At 60.2% G+C, this 18,066-nt stretch carries 12 protein-coding genes; 11 read left to right on the top strand and 1 reads right to left on the bottom strand.

What is annotated here, in order from left to right:
• Nucleotides 1-158 precede the first annotated feature (158 nt).
• Nucleotides 159-452 (bottom strand): DUF6124 family protein, encoded by a 294-nt coding sequence (locus tag ACIPL0_RS19335; RefSeq protein ID WP_400597870.1) that lies wholly within the window; start codon nt 450-452, stop codon nt 159-161.
• 595 nt (nt 453-1,047) lie between these two features.
• On the opposite strand from ACIPL0_RS19335, the gene ACIPL0_RS19340 reads away from it, so the two are divergent.
• The 11 genes from ACIPL0_RS19340 to ACIPL0_RS19390 all read left to right on the top strand — a co-directional run bounded on the left by ACIPL0_RS19340 (nt 1,048) and on the right by ACIPL0_RS19390 (nt 16,336).
• The gene (locus ACIPL0_RS19340; RefSeq protein ID WP_400597868.1) at nt 1,048-1,767 is read left to right on the top strand and encodes an SIMPL domain-containing protein; all 720 of its coding nucleotides are present in this window, start codon (nt 1,048-1,050) and stop codon (nt 1,765-1,767) included.
• 237 nt (nt 1,768-2,004) lie between these two features.
• A complete protein-coding gene (locus ACIPL0_RS19345) occupies nt 2,005-3,582 on the top strand; it encodes an HET-C-related protein (RefSeq protein ID WP_400597867.1) in 1,578 nt (525 codons plus the stop codon).
• 106 nt (nt 3,583-3,688) lie between these two features.
• Nucleotides 3,689-5,287 carry an ABC transporter substrate-binding protein gene (locus ACIPL0_RS19350; RefSeq protein ID WP_400597865.1) on the top strand — a complete coding sequence of 533 codons (1,599 nt, stop codon included), beginning with the start codon at nt 3,689-3,691 and terminating at the stop codon, nt 5,285-5,287.
• A gap of 293 nt (nt 5,288-5,580) precedes the next feature.
• Nucleotides 5,581-7,209, top strand: coding sequence for an ABC transporter substrate-binding protein (locus ACIPL0_RS19355; protein WP_400597864.1), 1,629 nt, complete (start codon nt 5,581-5,583; stop codon nt 7,207-7,209).
• Between the two features lie 333 nt (nt 7,210-7,542).
• Entirely contained in the window at nt 7,543-9,144 is a 1,602-nt protein-coding gene (locus ACIPL0_RS19360; RefSeq protein ID WP_400597862.1) for an ABC transporter substrate-binding protein, read from the top strand.
• Between the two features lie 152 nt (nt 9,145-9,296).
• Nucleotides 9,297-10,676 carry an OprD family porin gene (locus tag ACIPL0_RS19365; RefSeq protein WP_400597860.1) on the top strand — a complete coding sequence of 460 codons (1,380 nt, stop codon included), beginning with the start codon at nt 9,297-9,299 and terminating at the stop codon, nt 10,674-10,676.
• Between the two features lie 91 nt (nt 10,677-10,767).
• Nucleotides 10,768-12,375: an ABC transporter substrate-binding protein gene (locus ACIPL0_RS19370; RefSeq protein ID WP_400597858.1), complete on the top strand. Its 1,608-nt coding sequence runs from the start codon at nt 10,768-10,770 to the stop codon at nt 12,373-12,375.
• A gap of 75 nt (nt 12,376-12,450) precedes the next feature.
• Entirely contained in the window at nt 12,451-13,461 is a 1,011-nt protein-coding gene (locus ACIPL0_RS19375; RefSeq protein ID WP_400597856.1) for an ABC transporter permease subunit, read from the top strand.
• A gap of 10 nt (nt 13,462-13,471) precedes the next feature.
• Nucleotides 13,472-14,383 carry an ABC transporter permease subunit gene (locus tag ACIPL0_RS19380; RefSeq protein WP_400597854.1) on the top strand — a complete coding sequence of 304 codons (912 nt, stop codon included), beginning with the start codon at nt 13,472-13,474 and terminating at the stop codon, nt 14,381-14,383.
• A 10-nt stretch (nt 14,384-14,393) separates the two neighbouring features.
• Nucleotides 14,394-15,362 carry an ABC transporter ATP-binding protein gene (locus ACIPL0_RS19385; RefSeq protein ID WP_400597852.1) on the top strand — a complete coding sequence of 323 codons (969 nt, stop codon included), beginning with the start codon at nt 14,394-14,396 and terminating at the stop codon, nt 15,360-15,362.
• On the top strand, nt 15,362-16,336 hold the full coding sequence (locus ACIPL0_RS19390) for a peptide ABC transporter ATP-binding protein (RefSeq protein WP_400597851.1): 975 nt from the start codon (nt 15,362-15,364) through the stop codon (nt 16,334-16,336). The genes ACIPL0_RS19385 and ACIPL0_RS19390 overlap by 1 nt, the downstream gene beginning before the upstream one ends.
• The last annotated feature ends 1,730 nt before the right edge of the window (nt 16,337-18,066 follow it).

Below are 18,066 nucleotides of genomic sequence, written 5' to 3' on the forward strand. Positions count from 1 at the left end.
TGCTACGGGACGGTGTGTGCTGTCTGCTTTTGATTCTGGCCGCAGGCCGTGGGAGGGAGCTCTGCTCGCGAAAGCGCTATGTCAGCCATTACTGTAGTGACTGACCTGGCGCCTTCGCGAGCAGGCCCCCTCTCACAACGATTATGTGTACGCCTCGCCTAGGGCTTTTGGGTATTTCCCAAGCCCGCGATTGAGGCTTCTATCAGTGCTTTCGCGGCTTCGATCTGATGCACCACCGCACGGGCCAGTGGACGGAATTCGCGGGGGCTGTTGTCTGCCGATTCGTAGGCCGTCGCTACAGCGCTGGCCAGGTATTCGGCGGCGAGGATGAGCGCGTCTTCGACACGGATTTCAGGTTGGACTCGAAACAGGCTGAGGTTGCCGAGATTGACGCTGAACGGGGTGGCTTTGGTGACGGGACTTGCAGGTGGGTGGGGGGTGGATCGGATCATGTTGACGCTCCCTGACGTGGTGGAATCGCCACCGTTCGCGACTAAACGAATGGGGTGGCGACCGTACGCGGGTTAGTCGACCGGGACGTCAGGTACCCGGCGCACACGAATGTGCCCCAACGTACAGCCGCCATAACGAGGCATGCCGGTACGAAGCATCGGCATGGATCATGGAGGGCGTTACGCACCTGACAGTGTTCGGGCGACTAAACCCGGTCGCTGTTCTCAGCGACAGCCCGGAAGGTAGTCGGCGTATCAGGCGGCTTCAAGCGGTTGGGGAGCATATCGCCCAAGTTCAGAATCGTCCTACAGGCCCGCAAGGAATTTTATGGGGAAATATGTCAGACCCACCCCAGACAACACATTTCCTGTAGGAGTGAGCTCGCTCGCGATGACCTTCGTTCAGACACATCGATGCCGACCGACAATCCGTCATCGCGAGCAAGCTCACTCCTACAATCGTCGTCATTGCGCAAAGCCGATGGCGTATAACCCCACCCGGAACAAGATCCCCGGTTTACAGTCTGATGGGGCATCCGTGCGCAGAGGCGTATCGCAGATCCGCCCCGGACGGCCTGCCCAACAAGGAGTTTTTATGTTCAGCCTTCGCCCCGTTGCCACCCTGTTCAGCCTGGGTGCCATTGCACTGGCCAGCGCCCCGGCTCTGGCCGATGAGGTTCATTACAATCAGGTGTCGGTTCGCGCCGAGGTCAATCAGGAAGTCCAGCGCGATCTGATGACCGTCACGCTGTACAGCGAATCGCAAAACAGCGATCCGGCCAAACTCGCCGCAGAGATCACCGAGACCCTGAACAAGGCTCTCGGTCAGGCGCGTCAGGTCAAGGACATCACCATCCGTCAGGGCAGCCGCAACAGCTATCCGATCTACGACGACAAGGGCCAGAAGATCACCGGCTGGCGTGAACGCGCCGAGCTGCGCCTGGAAAGCGCCGACTTCGCAGCCCTGTCGAAACTCACCGGTGATCTGCTGGGCGGCGAGATGAAAATGGGCGGCATGGATTTCTCCATCTCCAACCCAGTACGCAAGGCCAGCGAAGACAGCCTGCTCAAGGACGCCGTCAAGGCATTCAAGGCCCGCGCACAACTGGTCACCGAAGCGCTGGGCGGCAGCGGCTACAAGCTGGTCAACCTGAACCTCAACACCTCGGGTTATCCACAGCCGTATTTCCGTGCGCCGGTCATGATGATGAAAGCCGGTCGCGCCGCCGATGCAGCACCAACGCCGGATGTCGAAGCGGGCACCAGCCAGGTCAGCGTCACCGCCGATGGCGTGATCGAAGTCGCGATTCCGTGATGGCAGGGGCGGCAGCGCAAGGCTGCCGCCCCTTTTCCACTTTGCTGCGGCGCTCAGTCGTCACTTGCGCGACAACACCGCCGCGTTGTCCTACCGCCGGTAAAGAACCACCCGCTTTCTATCTCCTGCTCCGTCCATAAAATCGGTTGCTCGAAGTCAATCACGACTGGCGTCAGCAATGCGTGCCCCGCCTCAGGACATGCCCGGCGCATTCGATCAATCAAGGACGACATCCCCATGCACATACACATACACATACACAACCTCGACAAACCCATGGGCTTCGAAGCCGGCGGCAGCGAACCCCATGGCCACACTCATCAAACCATCGAACACGTTCTGAAAGACGTCGGCTTTACTGCCGATGAAGCCGACGCCGTCTACTTCGGTAACTGGCTGCGCGATTACTCGCAAGTGGTCGACCCCAAGATCACCCGCGCCGCCGACATGCCCAAAGAATTTCCAACCCTGCTCTCCCGGGATGCCTGGACCCGCCTGGTCGACGTACTGGCGGTGAAGAAGTTTCTCGCACTGAGATCCCGGCACGCCGATGACATGCAGGTGACCGCGGAAAAGCTCGGCCTGTATCGCGCCAGTGAACACATCGATAATCCGCTGGTGAGTGATCCGTCGTTTCCCGACCCGAGAGTCCGCGACCCGGACTTCGAGCCATGGGTGCTGAAGGGAAACCCGCTGCTGGAGGTCGATCCGGAGACCTCAATGAAGCGCTACCTCTCCAGATCGGTCGACTACATGCAGCAGCAACTGCGGCTGGCCATGCAGCAGGGGCGTTCTTTCGCCGGCCTGCGCAGCCTGGGCGCCGCCCTGCATGTGCTGGAGGATCTGTTCGCCCACTCCAATTTCGTCGAACTCAGCCTGATCCAGGCCGGACATGATCGAGTATTGCCATGGACAACGCCTGGCCAGAGCAAGCACGAACTGCCGCTGGTGACCGGCACTTTCGGTGGCAGCGACATCATTGCCAGCCTCGCCGCCCCTTTGGGCAAGATTCTGTTCTCCACCCACGATCTGGCGTTCGAGCTCACCGCGCCGGGCAATCGTTCGGAGCGTGACCAGGTCATGCTGATCCTGCTGGAGGAACATCCCGACCCGAATTATCACAAGGCTTTCACCCTGTTTCTTGAGGCACGGGATGAATTGATCAGCATGGCCAGTCTGGCCGGCATTGACCTGCTGCGCTTCTACTGCTGGTTGCTGACCACGCCTCTGGCGATCCTGCTCAACGCGTTCAATTCCTTGGCGCAAGGCCTGATCACCTGGATCGGCAACAGCGTCGACGACGGACAGACGCTGCTGGGCAGCGACCCGAATCTCGACCCGGCTGTCGAACCCAGTCATTCGCAACTCTCCAAGGACCACGCTGAACACCCACTACAGGATCTGGCTGCGAACCTCGCCAGCAGCGCCGTGCGTCAGGTCGCGCACGCGTTGGTAGACCACTGGAACGGCAAGCCGGATGCCGATCCGCTGGCGGTGGCGAAGTCGTTCTTCTGCCACCCGGCCGACAGCGACTGGCAGCGTCAGCAGGTCCAGGCCTGGGCCAGCGAGCATCCGGCTGAAGTGGCACGCGCCCAATCGAAAACCGAGCTGGACAAGGTTCATCTGGGCGCCATTGAGGAATTGCGGGGTGTCCAGAAAAAACTGGTCGACAGCAGCGCAGCCTTCACCGATTACCTGTTCAACAGTCAGGATCAGACACCCTCTGTTGCGCGTGAATTGGCCGAAGCCGCATTCAAGATACTGATCGCCGAAACCTCATGGTGGAAAGCGTTGATGGCGCTGCCCAAGCAGTAACTACGCTCTGCGCATCTTGTAGAGCCGCTCTGCGCTGCGGCATTCTCGTTCGTCTGTCATCCGTCGATGACGTCAGGCATGAATGCCGTATTTGCGTGAGGTTCACATGGAGAACACCTTCAAACCCCTGCTGCTCGCCGCCGCGATTGCCCTTTGCGCGCCGTCGGTGCAGGCCGCCAGCACGCTGGTCTATTGCTCCGAAGCCAGCCCGGCCGGCTTCGATCCCAGCCAGTACACCAGCGGCACAGAGTTCGATGCGTCGGCCGAAACCGTGTTCAACCGCCTGACCCAGTTCAAGCGCGGCGGCACCGAAGTCGAACCGGGCCTGGCGACTCGCTGGGACGTGTCCGCCGACGGTCTGACCTACACCTTCCACCTGCGCGAAGGCGTCAAGTTCCACACCACCGACTACTTCACCCCGACGCGTACCTTCAACGCCGACGACGTGCTGTTCACCTTCAACCGCCTGCTTCACGCGGACGACCCGTTCCGCAAGGCCTACCCGTCCGAGTCGCCGTATTTCACCGACATGGACATGAACAAGACCATCAAGCAGGTGGACAAGGTCGACGAGCACACCGTCAGGTTCCAATTGAACAACGTCGAAGCGGCCTTTATCCAGAACCTGGCGATGAGCTTCGCCTCGATCCAGTCCGCCGAGTACGCCGCGCAACTGCTCAAGGAAGGCCGCGCCGGCGATATCAATCAGAAGCCGGTGGGCACTGGACCTTTTGTGTTCAAGCGCTACCAGAAAGACGCGCAGATTCGCTTCGTCGGCAACAAGGACTACTGGAAGCCGGAGGACGTGAAGCTGGACAATCTGATCTTCTCGATCAACACCGACGCGGCCACCCGCCTGCAAAAACTCAAGAGTGGCGAGTGCCAGGCCAGCGGCTATCCGCGTCCGCAGGATATCGAGGAAGCGCAGAAAGACCCTAACCTGCGGGTGCAGAGCCAGGCCGGTTTCAACCTCGGTTTTCTGGCCTATAACGTCACCCATCCGCCGCTGGATCAATTGAAGGTGCGTCAGGCGCTGGACATGGCCATCGACAAGCCGGCGATCATCAAGGCGGTGTATCAGGGTGCCGGCCAACTGGCACAGAACGCCCTGCCGCCGGCGCAATGGGGTTTTGATCCGAATATCAAGGACGCGCCTTACGACCCGGAAAAGGCCCGGCAACTGCTCAAGGAAGCCGGCGTCGCGCCGGGCACGCAGATCAACCTGTGGGCGATGACCGTGCAGCGCGCTTCCAACCCCAACGCGCGCATGTCAGCGCAGATGATCCAGGCCGACTGGGCGAAGATCGGCATCAAGGCCAACATCGTCAGCTATGAATGGGGCGAGTACATCAAGCGCGCCAAGGCTGGCGAACACGACGTGATGATCTATGGTTGGACGGGCGACAACGGAGACCCGGACAACTGGCTCGGTGTGCTTTACAGCTGCGCGGCGGTCAACGGCAGCAACTACGCCAAGTGGTGCAACACCGGCTACGACAAACTGGTCACCCAGGCCCGGCTGATCAGCGACCGCGACGAGCGGATCAAGCTGTACCGTCAGGCCCAGAACATTCTGAAAAACGACGTGCCGATCACCCCGATCGCCAACTCGAAAGTGTTCCAGCCGATGCGCAAGGAGGTGCAGGACTTCAGGATCAGCCCGTTTGGCCTGACGCCCTTCTACGGGGTAAGCCTGGCGAAATAGGCCGAGGGCCCACACAGAAATTCAACACACAAGTAACACCTGTGTACCGGGCGGGTGCATTCGCAACAAAGCAATGCGCCGCTTTGGTGCACGAAAGATGTCGATATGCGACACGCAAACGTTCAACAGCGGCAAAAATTATACTTTTGCGACATTCGTGTACGTTCGTGCCACTCTTTGACACTTCATTGGCGCCAGCATCTTGCTTTGGGTATGGCGCCTGCATAAGTATCCGCGGGATCGATCCACAAGGTCGTATCCTCAATTAAAAAATGACAACAACTGAGGCCACCATGCTCAAAAAAGCGGTCATTCCGTTTGTTCTCGGCGCAGGTTTGATCGCCAGCGCTCCCTTCGCCCATGCAGCATCGAATCTCGTGTTCTGCTCCGAAGGCAGCCCTGCTGGTTTCGACCCAGGTCAATACACCACCGGCACCGATTTCGACGCGTCGGCAGAGACCATTTTCAACCGTTTGACCCAGTTCGAACGTGGCGGCACCGCCGTGATCCCGGGCCTTGCTACCAGCTGGGACGTGAGCCCGGATGGCCTGACCTACACCTTCCATCTGCGTGACGGCGTCAAGTTCCACACCACGCCTTACTTCAAGCCGACCCGTACCTTCAATGCCGACGACGTGCTGTTCACGTTCAACCGCATGATCAACAAGGACGATCCGTTCCGTAAGGCGTACCCGACCGAGTTCCCGTACTTCACCGACATGGCGATGGACACCAACATCACCAAGATCGAGAAAGTCGACGAGCACACCGTCAAGTTCACCCTGGGCACTGTCGACGCTGCGTTCATCCAGAACCTGGCGATGAGCTTCGCGTCCATCCAGTCCGCCGAGTACGCAGCCCAGCTGCTCAAGGAAGGCAAGGCCGAAGACATCAACCAGAAGCCGGTCGGCACTGGTCCGTTCGTGTTCAAGAGCTACCAGAAAGACTCGAACATTCGCTTCACCGGCAACAAGGACTACTGGAAGCCGGATGACGTCAAGGTCGACAACCTGATCTTCGCCATCACCACCGACGCTTCGGTCCGCGCACAGAAGCTGAAGAAAGGCGAATGCCAGATCACCGCTTACCCGCGTCCAGCCGACCTCGCTCCGCTGAAGGCCGACCCTGCACTGAAGATGCCTGATCAGGCCGGCTTCAACCTGGGTTACATCGCCTACAACGTGATGCCGAAGATCAAGGGCGACGACAAACCGAACCCGCTGGCCGAGCTGAAAGTGCGTCAGGCACTGGACATGGCCGTGGACAAGAAAGCCATTATCGACGCCGTGTACCAGGGCGCAGGCCAGCTGGCGGTCAACGCCATGCCGCCGACCCAGTGGTCCTATGACACCACCATCAAGGATGCACCGTACGACGTCGCCAAGGCCAAGGAACTGCTGAAAGAAGCAGGCGTGAAGGAAGGCACCGAAATCACCCTGTGGGCGATGCCGGTTCAGCGTCCTTACAACCCGAACGCCAAGCTGATGGCCGAGATGCTCCAGAACGACTGGAAGAAGATCGGCATCAACGCCAAGATCGTTTCCTACGAGTGGGGCGAGTACATCAAGCGCGCCAAGAACGGCGAAAACGGCGCGATGCTGATTGGCTGGAGCGGCGACAACGGTGACCCGGACAACTGGCTGGGCACCCTGTTCGGTTGCGACGCGGTCAACGGTAACAACTTCGCCAAGTGGTGCGACAAGCCGTTCGACACGCTGATCCACCAAGCCAAGGAAACCACCGACCAGGCCAAGCGTACCGATCTGTACAAGCAAGCTCAGCACCTGCTCAAAGACGCAGTGCCGATGACCCCGATTGCTCACTCGACTGTCTACCAGCCGATGCGCAAGGAAGTGCAGGACTTCAAGATCAGCCCGTTCGGTCTGAACTCGTTCTACGGTGTCAGCGTAAGCGGCAAGTAATACCTTTGATATGACCGCACGGTCGCGTTGCCTTCGGGTAACGCGACCGTGTCGTTGCCTGCGTGTTTTACCCATGAAAATGACTATCGTTAGGCGCGTAACTTACTTCGCACAGTAATTGCCTACTAACGATATGCACTTTTCCTACAGAAATTGAAGCACCCAGAACTCTTTACTGTGCGCCTTGACGGACATACCTTCGCAAGTGCCCGCACCTGATACATGTCGTTACCTCGAACGGTCGGGCTGTCCCGTAATCGTTGAAAAATCCGTTTGCGCAAACGATTGCCACGGTATTTCCGGTTATTCGCGTTCCAGACGATAAGGATTGTCATGCGAAACAATATTGTGATTTCTTCGCTGTTAACTGCTGGGCTATTTGCCATTACCCCACAGATTCAGGCCGCCACGAAAAGTCTGGTGTTCTGTTCCGAAGGCAGCCCTGCCGGTTTCGATATCGGTCAATACACCTCGGGCACCGATAACGATGCGTCCGAGCCGATCTACAACCGCCTGGTGGAGTTCGAGCGCGGGCAAACCGGCGTGGTGCCTGCCTTGGCGACGAACTGGGACATTTCCGAAGACGGTCTGACCTATACGTTTCACCTGCGCGAAGGCGTGAAATTCCACAGCAATAAAACATTCAAACCGACGCGTGACTTCAATGCCGACGACGTGCTCTTTACTTTTAATCGGATGTTGAATAAGCAACATCCGTTTCGCGTCGCCTATCCGACAGAATTTCCCTACTTCACCAGTATGGGTCTGGACAAGAATATAAAGTCCGTCGAGAAAACCGGTCCGCTGACTGTTGTATTTACCCTCAACCATGTCGATGCGGCATTCATTCAGAATATAGCGATGAACTTCGCGGCCATTCTTTCCGCGGAATATGCTGACAAACTGATGGCATCGGGTGCTGTGCGCGATATCAACCAGGCCCCCATCGGCACCGGTCCGTTTGTCTTCCAGCGTTATCAGAAAGACTCGCAGATCCGTTATGTCGCCAATAAACAGTTCTGGGACCCGAGCCGGGTCAAGATCGATCAACTGATCTTCGCCATCAACACCGACGCCTCGGTCCGCGTGCAGAAGCTGCGCAAGAACGAATGCCAGGTTACCTATAACCCGCGCCCGGCGGATGTCGAAGCGCTCAAGGCAGACAAGCAGCTCAAGGTCGTCGAACAGTCAGGCTTCAACCTCGGCTACATCTCCTACAACGTGCGCCATGCGCCGCTGGACAACCTGCAGGTGCGTCAGGCGCTGGACATGGCTGTGGACAAGAAAGCCATCATCGACGCCGTGTACCAGGGCGCCGGTCAACTGGCGCAAAACGCCATGCCGCCGACCCAGTGGTCCTACGACGACACGGTCAAGGACGCTCCCTATAACCCGGAAAAGGCCCGCGAACTGCTGCGCGCCGCCGGCGTCAAGGAAGGCACCGAGCTGACCCTGTGGGCCATGCCGGTACAGCGTCCGTACAACCCGAATGCCAAGCTGATGGCGCAGATGCTCCAGGCCGACTGGGCCAAGGTCGGTATCAAGGCGACCATCGTCAGCTACGAATGGGGCGAGTACCTCAAGCGCAGCAAGAACGGCGAACACGACATCTCGCTGATCGGCTGGACCGGTGACAACGGTGACCCGGACAACTGGCTCGGCACGCTGTACAGCTGCGCCTCCATCGGTGGCAACAACTACTCGATGTGGTGTGACGAGAAGTACGACGCGCTGATCAAGGCCGCCGTGGCGACCGCCGACAAGGACCGTCGCATCGACCTCTACAAACAAGCCCAGCACTACCTGAAACAGCAGGTGCCGATCACTCCGATTGCCCACTCGACGGTCAACCAGCCGCTGCGTGCGGAAGTCGAGGGATTCCAGGTCAGCCCGTTCGGGCGCAACAACTTCTCCGGCGTGAGCATCGCCGAATAACCCTGAAACCGTGCCGCAGGTCTGTCTGCCTGCGGCACCGCCTGATCCGCAACCGTGGATAACGCGAAAAAGGCCCACGAGGCCGCGTCACCAAAGCCGGTTACCACATAAAAACCGGCCTCTATAAAAGCAGTAATTGGGAGCTTCAAAACGTGAAAAAAGCCAGCACCGCTGTATTCGCCTTGTCCCTGCTCGGAATGAGCATCGCGGCACAGGCAGAGCCAACCAGTCAGGAATTCGTTCCGACCACCCTGGCCACCAGCAACGCCCAGAGTGAAGCCAAGGGTTTCATCGAAGACTCGAAAATCTCCGGTTCGACCAAGAACTGGTACGCCAACGAACTGCTGCGTCGCGGCGGTGAGTTCCGTCGCAGTGAAAACGGCGTCGTCGTCGACAGCGACCCACGCCGGATCAACTGGGTGCAGGGCACCATCGTCGACTACTCCTCGGGCTTCACCCAGGGGCCAATCGGCTTCGCCACTGAATTGGCCGTGTACAACGCCGTGGCGCTGGACCGCGACAAGGATGACGTGATGGGCGGCGGCAACCGCACCCTGACCGAAAACAACGGCGATCCAGTCGGTCAGTGGAGCAAGCTGGGCCTGGGCAACATCAAGGCCCGCGTCTCCAACACCACCCTGACCTTTGGCCGTCAGTCGGTGAACACGCCTGTGATCGCCTACATCGGCAACCGCGCGCTGCCATCGAGCTTCGAAGGCGTGAGCATCCTCAGCGAAGAGTTCAACAACCTCTCGTTCACCGCCGGCAGCTTCGACCGCGTTTCGCCGCGTACCGAGCAGAGCCTGAGCAAGTTCCGCTCCGAGTACGGCGCCAACGGTGCCGAGGCGGATCGAGTGGACATGGCGGGCGTCGAGTACAAGCCGCTCAAGAGCCTGAGCACCAACTTCTACTACGCCAACGTCCAGGACTTCTGGCATCAGTACTATTTCTCGTTCCTGCACGAGATGGGCGACACCGATGTCGTCGGTCTGAGCACCAACCTGAACTACTACAAAACCAAGGATTCCGGCCAGAAGAAGATGGGCCCGATCGACAACGACACCTACAGCCTGTCGTTGACCGCCACTCACAAGGCCCACGCGCTGAGCCTGTCCTACCAGGAAGTGAACGGCGACACCTACTTTGACTACCTGCATGAAACCAACGCCATCTTCCTGTCCAACTCCCTGCTCTCGGACTTCAACGGCCCGAACGAGAAGTCGGTACAGCTGAGCTACCTGCTGAACATGGCCGAATACGGCGTGCCGGGCCTGAGCTTCAACCTGTATCAGGCGCGCGGTTTCGACATCGACGGTACCCACTACAAGGGCACCGCCTATGACGTTCGCAGCATGGACGGCGAAACCCACTACGAATACGGCATCGGCACCAAGTACGTCATGCAGTCCGGTCCGCTGAAGGCGTCGAGCATTCGTGCCACCTACACCACGCACCGTGCCAGCGCCCAACAGGCTGACGGCAACATCAACGAACTGCGTGTGGTGACCACCATTCCGTTCAACATTCTGTAAGCAGCAAACAGCGGGTACTGCGGACACCCACCTTCCCCAAGGGTCCGCAGTACCCGCCCCCATGGCTTCATTACTTTCGGAGGGCGTTTAGTTGAAATCGACATTCAAACTCGCAACATTGCGCAACGCGATCGCGCTGGCGCTGTTCAGCGTCTCGGTTGGCGTCTGCGCCAAACCTCTGGTGGTCTGCACCGAAGCCAGCCCGGAAGGGTTCGACACGGCGCTGTACACCACGGCTGTCACCGCTGACGCCGCGGCGGAAACCATTTTCAACCGGCTGGTGGATTTCAAGCCGGGCACCACCGATATCGAGCCGGCGCTGGCCGAATCGTGGGCGATCAGTGAAGACGGCCTGACCTACACGTTCCACCTGCGCAAGGGCGTCAAGTTCCACACCACCGATTACTTCAAGCCGACGCGCGACATGAACGCCGACGATGTGCTCTGGAGCTTCCAGCGTCAGTTGGACCCCAACCATCCGTGGCACAAACAGTCGACCGTCGGCTTCCCGTACTTTGAAAGCATGGGCTTCAAGGAACTGCTGAAAAGCGTCGAAAAAATCGACGACAACACGGTCAAGTTCACTCTGACCCGTCGCGAAGCGCCGTTCCTGGCCGACGTCGCCATGGCCTTCGCCTCGATCTATTCGGCCGAATACGCCGACCAGTTGCTCAAGACCAACAAGACCGACGAGCTGAACAATCATCCGATCGGCACCGGCCCGTTCATCTTCCAGCGTTACGCCAAGGACGCCCAGGCGCGCTTCAAGGCCAACCCGGAATACTTCCGTGGCAAGCCGCCGGCAGACACCCTGGTCCTGGCCATCGCCACCGACAACAACGTGCGCCTGCAGAAGCTCAAGGCCAACGAGTGCCAGGTCGCGCTGTACCCCAAGCCGGATGACATCCCGAGCATCAAGAAAGACCCGAACCTGAAGGTCGACGAACTGGAGGCGATGACCACCGCCTACATCGCCATGAACACCAGCCACAAGTACATGAGCGATGTCCGCGTGCGCAAAGCCATCGACATGGCCTTCGACAAGGAAGCCTATGTCAACGCGCTGTTCGGTAAAGGCAACGCGCTGGTCGGGGTCAACCCGTACCCGCCGACCCTGCTCGGCTATAACAAGACCCTGAAAAACCCGGCCCACGATCTGGACAAGGCCCGCGCCCTGCTCAAGGAAGCCGGCGTACCGGAAGGCACCGTGCTGACTCTGTTCACCCGTAACGGCGGCGGCCCGACCAACCCGAATCCACTGCTCGGCGCGCAAATGATGCAGGCGGATTTGGCGAAAATCGGCATTAAGTTAGATATTCGCGTCATGGAATGGGGCGAAATGCTCAAACGGGCCAAAAACGGCGAACACGACATGGTGTCGGCGGGCTGGGCAGGCGACAATGGCGACCCTGATAACTTCCTGACTCCGAACCTGAGTTGCGAGGCCGCCAAAAACGGCGAAAACTACGCCCGCTGGTGCAATCAGAAGTTCCAGACGCTGATCGATCAGGCTCGGGAAAAAACCGACCCGGCCGAGCGTGCCGCGCTCTACGAGCAGGCCCAGGTGGTCTTCAATGAAGATCAACCGTGGATCAGCATGGCGCACACCAAGATGTTCACTGCAATGCGCAAGAACGTAGAGGGCTATCACATTAGCCCTCTGACCACCAATAACTTCGCTACCACCCAAGTGAAGTAGAAGAAGAATCCGGCGGGCTCGCAAAAACGGGCCCCGCCGGCATACGCCTAACCGGCAGATGAGGTACACGAGAAGATGTTTAGTTTTATCGCCCGCCGAGTGGGGTTGCTCATACCCACCTTCTTCGGCATCACCTTGCTGACCTTCGCCCTTATTCGCCTGATTCCGGGCGACCCGGTCGAAGTCATGATGGGTGAGCGCCGGGTCGATCCGGAAATGCACGCCCAAGCCATGGAACGCCTTGGCCTGAACAAACCCCTGTATGCGCAATACATCGATTACGTCGGCAAGCTCGCCCATGGCGACCTCGGCGAATCGCTGCGTACGCGCGAGAGCGTGTGGTCCGAATTCACTTCGCTGTTCCCGGCGACGCTGGAGCTGTCGATTGCGGCGCTGATCTTCGCAGGCATCATCGGCCTGCTGGCCGGGGTCATTGCGGCCCTGCGACGAGGCTCACTGTTCGACCATGGGGTCATGGGCATCTCGCTGGCCGGCTACTCGATGCCGATCTTCTGGTGGGGCCTGATCCTGATCATGTTCTTCTCGGTATCGCTGGGCTGGACCCCGGTATCGGGTCGTATCGACCTGTTGTATGACATTCCGCCGAAAACCGGCTTCATGCTGATCGACACCCTGCTCAGCGATGAAGAAGGTTCGTTCATCGACGCCCTGCGTCACCTGATCCTGCCGGCCATCGTGCTGGGCACCATCCCGCTGGCGGTGATCGCGCGGATGACCCGTTCCTCGATGCTGGAAGTGCTGCGTGAAGACTACGTGCGTACCGCCCGCGCCAAGGGCCTTTCGCCGGCTCGCGTGGTGTTCGTCCACGGCCTGCGCAACGCGCTGATTCCGGTCCTGACCGTGTTCGGCCTGCAAGTCGGCACCCTGCTCGCCGGTGCGGTCCTGACCGAGACGATCTTCTCCTGGCCGGGCATCGGCAAGTGGCTGATCGAAGCCATCGGCGCCCGCGACTACCCTGTCGTGCAGAACGGCATCCTGCTCATCGCCTGCCTGGTGATTCTGGTGAACTTCGTGGTGGACATCCTCTACGGCTTCGCCAACCCACGCATCCGTCACCAGCGCTGAGATCCCGACCATGAATACACCTGTTCCTGTAACAGCAGTCGATCAAAGCCTGCTGTACCCGTCCGTCTACAAAGAGTTCTGGCAGCACTTCTCCAAGAACAAGGGCGCCGTGGCCGGTCTGGCCTTCATGCTGCTGATCGTGTTCTGCGCGATTTTCGCCCCATGGGTTGCACCCCATGACCCGAGCGAGCAGTACCGCGACTTCCTGCTGACTCCGCCGGTGTGGCTGGAAGGCGGCCAGTGGCGGTTCCTGCTGGGCACCGACGAGCTGGGCCGCGATCTGCTGTCGCGCCTGATCCAGGGTTCGCGCCTGTCGCTGCTGATCGGTCTGTCCTCGGTGGTGATGTCGCTGATTCCGGGCATCCTCATGGGTCTGCTGGCCGGTTTCTTCCCGAAGGTTCTCGGCCCGACCATCATGCGTCTGATGGACATCATGCTGGCCCTGCCGTCGCTGCTACTGGCAGTGGCGATCGTCGCCATCCTCGGCCCAGGCCTGATCAACACCGTGATCGCCATCGCCATCGTCTCGCTGCCGTCCTACGTGCGCCTGACCCGCGCCGCCGTGATGGGCGAACTGAACCGCGACTACGTGACCGCTGCCCGTCTGGCTGGCGCTACCCTGCCGCGTCTGATGTTCATCACCGTGCTGCCCAACTGCATGGCGCCGCTGATCGTGCAGGCGACCCTGAGCTTCTCCTCGGCCATCCTCGACGCTGCGGCACTGGGCTTCCTCGGCCTGGGCGTACAGCCGCCGACGCCTGAGTGGGGCACCATGCTCGCTTCGGCCCGTGACTACATCGAACGCGCCTGGTGGGTCGTGAGCCTGCCGGGTCTGACCATCTTGCTCAGCGTGCTGGCAATCAACCTGATGGGCGACGGCCTGCGCGACGCGCTGGACCCGAAACTCAAGAACGCCGCCTGAGGAATTCGGAATGCCACTGTTAGAAATCAAGAACCTCAACGTACGTTTCGGCGACGCCAACGCCACTCCAGTGGTCGACGGCCTCAGCCTGAGCGTGGACAAAGGCGAAGTACTGGCAATCGTCGGCGAGTCGGGCTCGGGTAAATCCGTGACCATGATGGCGCTGATGGGCCTGATCGATCATCCCGGTATCGTCACCGCTGACTCCCTGAGCTTCGACGGCAAGGACATGCTCAAGCTGTCCGCACGTCAGCGTCGGCAGATCGTCGGCAAGGACCTGTCGATGGTTTTCCAAGACCCGATGACCGCGCTGAACCCGAGCTACACCGTGGGCTTCCAGATCAAGGAAGTGCTGCGTCAGCACCTCGGTCTGAAAGGCAAGGCGGCGCATCAGCGTGCGCTGGAACTGCTGCAGAAGGTGGAAATCCCCGGCGCTGCCCAGCGTCTGGACGCCTACCCGCACCAACTGTCCGGCGGCATGAGTCAGCGCGTCGCGATCGCCATGGCGATTGCCGGCGAGCCGAAACTGCTGATCGCCGACGAACCGACCACCGCACTGGACGTGACCATTCAGGCGCAGATCATGGATCTGCTGCTGGCCCTGCAAAAAGATCAGGACATGGCGCTGGTGCTGATCACCCACGACCTCGCGGTCGTTGCCGAAACCGCCCAGCGCGTCTGCGTGATGTACGCAGGACAAGCGGTCGAAGTCGGTCAGGTCCCCGGCCTGTTCGACGTGCCGGCGCATCCGTATAGCGAAGCGCTGCTGGCGGCGATCCCCGAGCACAGCATGGGCGCCGAGCGTCTGGCGACCCTGCCGGGCATCGTCCCCGGTCGCTACGACCGTCCGAGCGGTTGCCTGCTGTCGCCGCGCTGCCCTTACGTTCAAGACAAATGCCGCCAGCAGCGCCCGACCCTGGACCCGCAAGTCCACGGCCTGGTGCGTTGCTTCTACCCGCTTAACCAGGAGGTGGCGTGATGAGCGAAATCGTACTGACCGCCCGTGACCTTACCCGTCACTACGATGTATCCCGTGGCTTCTTCAAGCCGACCGCGACCGTACGCGCCCTCAACGGCGTGTCGTTCGAACTGGAAGCCGGCAAGACCCTGGCGGTGGTCGGCGAGTCCGGCTGCGGCAAGTCGACCCTGGCCCGCGCCCTGACCCTGATCGAAGAGCCGTCGTCCGGCTCGCTGAAGATCGCAGGCCAGGAAGTCGCTGGCGCCACCAAGGCCCAGCGCAAGCAACTGCGCAAAGACGTGCAGATGGTGTTTCAGAGCCCGTACGCCTCGCTCAACCCGCGGCAGAAGATCGGTGACCAACTGGGCGAGCCGCTGCTGATCAACACCAACCTGTCCGCCGCCGAGCGCCGGGAAAAGGTCCAGGCGATGATCAAGCAGGTCGGTTTGCGTCCGGAGCACTACCAGCGTTATCCGCACATGTTCTCCGGCGGCCAGCGCCAGCGTATCGCCCTGGCCCGCGCCATGATGCTGCAACCGAAAGTGCTGGTGGCGGACGAACCGACCTCGGCGCTGGACGTGTCGATCCAGGCGCAGGTCTTGAACCTGTTCATGGACATGCAGCAGGAGTTCAACACCGGTTATGTGTTCATTTCGCACAACCTGGCGGTGGTGCGGCATGTGGCTGACAGTGTGTTGGTGATGTATCTGGGTCGTCCGGCGGAGATGGGGCCGAAGGAAGAGATCTACAGCCGTCCGCTGCACCCGTACACCCAGGCGCTGCTGTCGGCGACGCCAGCGATTCATCCGGACCCGCTGAAGCCGAAGATCAAGATCGTCGGTGAGTTGCCGAACCCGTTGAACCCGCCGAGCGGCTGTGCGTTCCACAAGCGTTGCCCGTATGCGACGGAGCGTTGCAGCAGTGAGATTCCGGAACTCCGGGCTGTGGATAACCGTCAGGTGGCTTGCCACTATGCGGAGCAGTTTGTGGCGTGATTCGCTGATCGCTGCATGAAGAAAGGCCGTCGCGTGTGAGCGTGACGGCCTTTTTTCATGATGAGCGTTGCGCGGTTTTCTGTAGGAGCTGGCTTGTCCTGCGAGCGCGCCGGGGTCGCGTCCGACCGAAGTCGTCGTAAGTCCTGTGTCCTTGGCTTGTCTGACACTCCGCCGAGTCTGCTAACGCAGCCTGTTTCGCTTGGCGGCGAGTTACGCGGACCTTTGTAGGAGCTGGCTTGTCCTGCGACCGGCGACGAAGTCGTCGTAAAACCTGTGTCCTTTGCGTGTCTGACACTCCGCTGAGTCTGCTAACGCAGCCTGTTTCGCCTGGCGGCGAGTTACGCGGACCTTTGTAGGAGCTGGCTTGCCCTGCGACCGGCGACGCAGTCGTCGTAAATCCTGTGTCCTTTGCGTGTCTGATACTCCGCTGAGTCTGCTAACGCAGCCTTATTTCGCCTGACGGCGAGTTACTTGGAAAAGCCCCAAGTAACCAAGGGCTCTTATCCCCGCCATACGGTGCCTCGCCTTGGCTCGGCATGCCCTCACTCCGGCAATGCTCCGTGGGCACGCCGCGAATGGGCCATCCATGGCCCACGCGGCTCTCGCGACATCCTGTCGCTCGACCCACTCCACATCGCCTGCGTTCGGCCTTCTGGAACGGGGCCCCAAGATCAAAAGCCAGATCAAAAGCCGGCGAAACACACACCCCCTGTGGGAGCGGGCTTGCCCGCGAAGGCGTCCGCAAGATCGCCACCGCCGGCAAGCCGGACTGCTACAGAAGTTTCACCGCGATCTATGTAGGAGCTGGCTTGTCCTGCGACCGGCGACGCAGTCGTCGTAAAACCTGTGCACGCGGTGTGTCATTTGGATTGCGAGTCTGCTAACGCAGCCCTGTTTCGCCTGGCGGCGAGTTACTTGGAAAAGCCCCAAGTAACCAAGGGCTTCTTACCCCACCATACGGCACCTCGCTAATGCTCGGTGTTCCCTCACTCCGGCAATGCTCCGTGGGCCCGCCGCGAATGGGCCATCCATGGCCCACGCGGCTCTCGCGACATCCTGTCGCTCGACCCACTCCACATCGCCTGCGTTCGGCCTTCTGGGACGGGGCCCCAAGATCAAAAGCTGAAAAGCAAAAGCCAAGCGAGCGCATCCCCCGTAGCAGTCCGGCTTGCCGGCGGTTGCGATCTTGCAGGCCCCACCGACGGCAAGCCGGACTGCTACAGGTTTTGGCGGTGTTCTGAAATCTGTCAGCCCCCTGAAAAAACTGTAGGAGCTGGCTTGTCCTGCGACCGGGGACGCAGTCGTCGTAAATCCTGTGCACGCGGTGTGTCATTTGGATTGCGAGTCTGCTAACGCAGCCTTGTTTCGCCTAGCGGCGAGTTACGCGAACCTGTAGGAGCGTGGCTTGCCCGCGATCGGCGACGAAGTCGTCGTAAAGCCTGTGCAGGCGGTGTGTCTGACGGATCGCTATGGCTGCTAACGCAGCCCCGTTTCGCCTAACGGCGAGTTACGCGACCCCTTGTAGGAGCTGGCTTGCCCTGCGACCGGCGACGCAGTCGTCGTAAAGCCTGTGCACTCGATTTGTCTGATGTATCGCTATGGCTGCTAACGCAGCCGGGTTTCGCCTGACGGCGAGTTACTTGGAAAAGCCCCAAGTAACCAAGGGCTTCTAACCCCGCCATACGGTGCCTCGCTTTGGCTCGGCATTCCCTCCCTCCGGCAATGCTCCG

Source organism: Pseudomonas sp. NPDC090208 (genome assembly GCF_044746785.1).
Lineage (GTDB): Bacteria > Pseudomonadota > Gammaproteobacteria > Pseudomonadales > Pseudomonadaceae > Aquipseudomonas.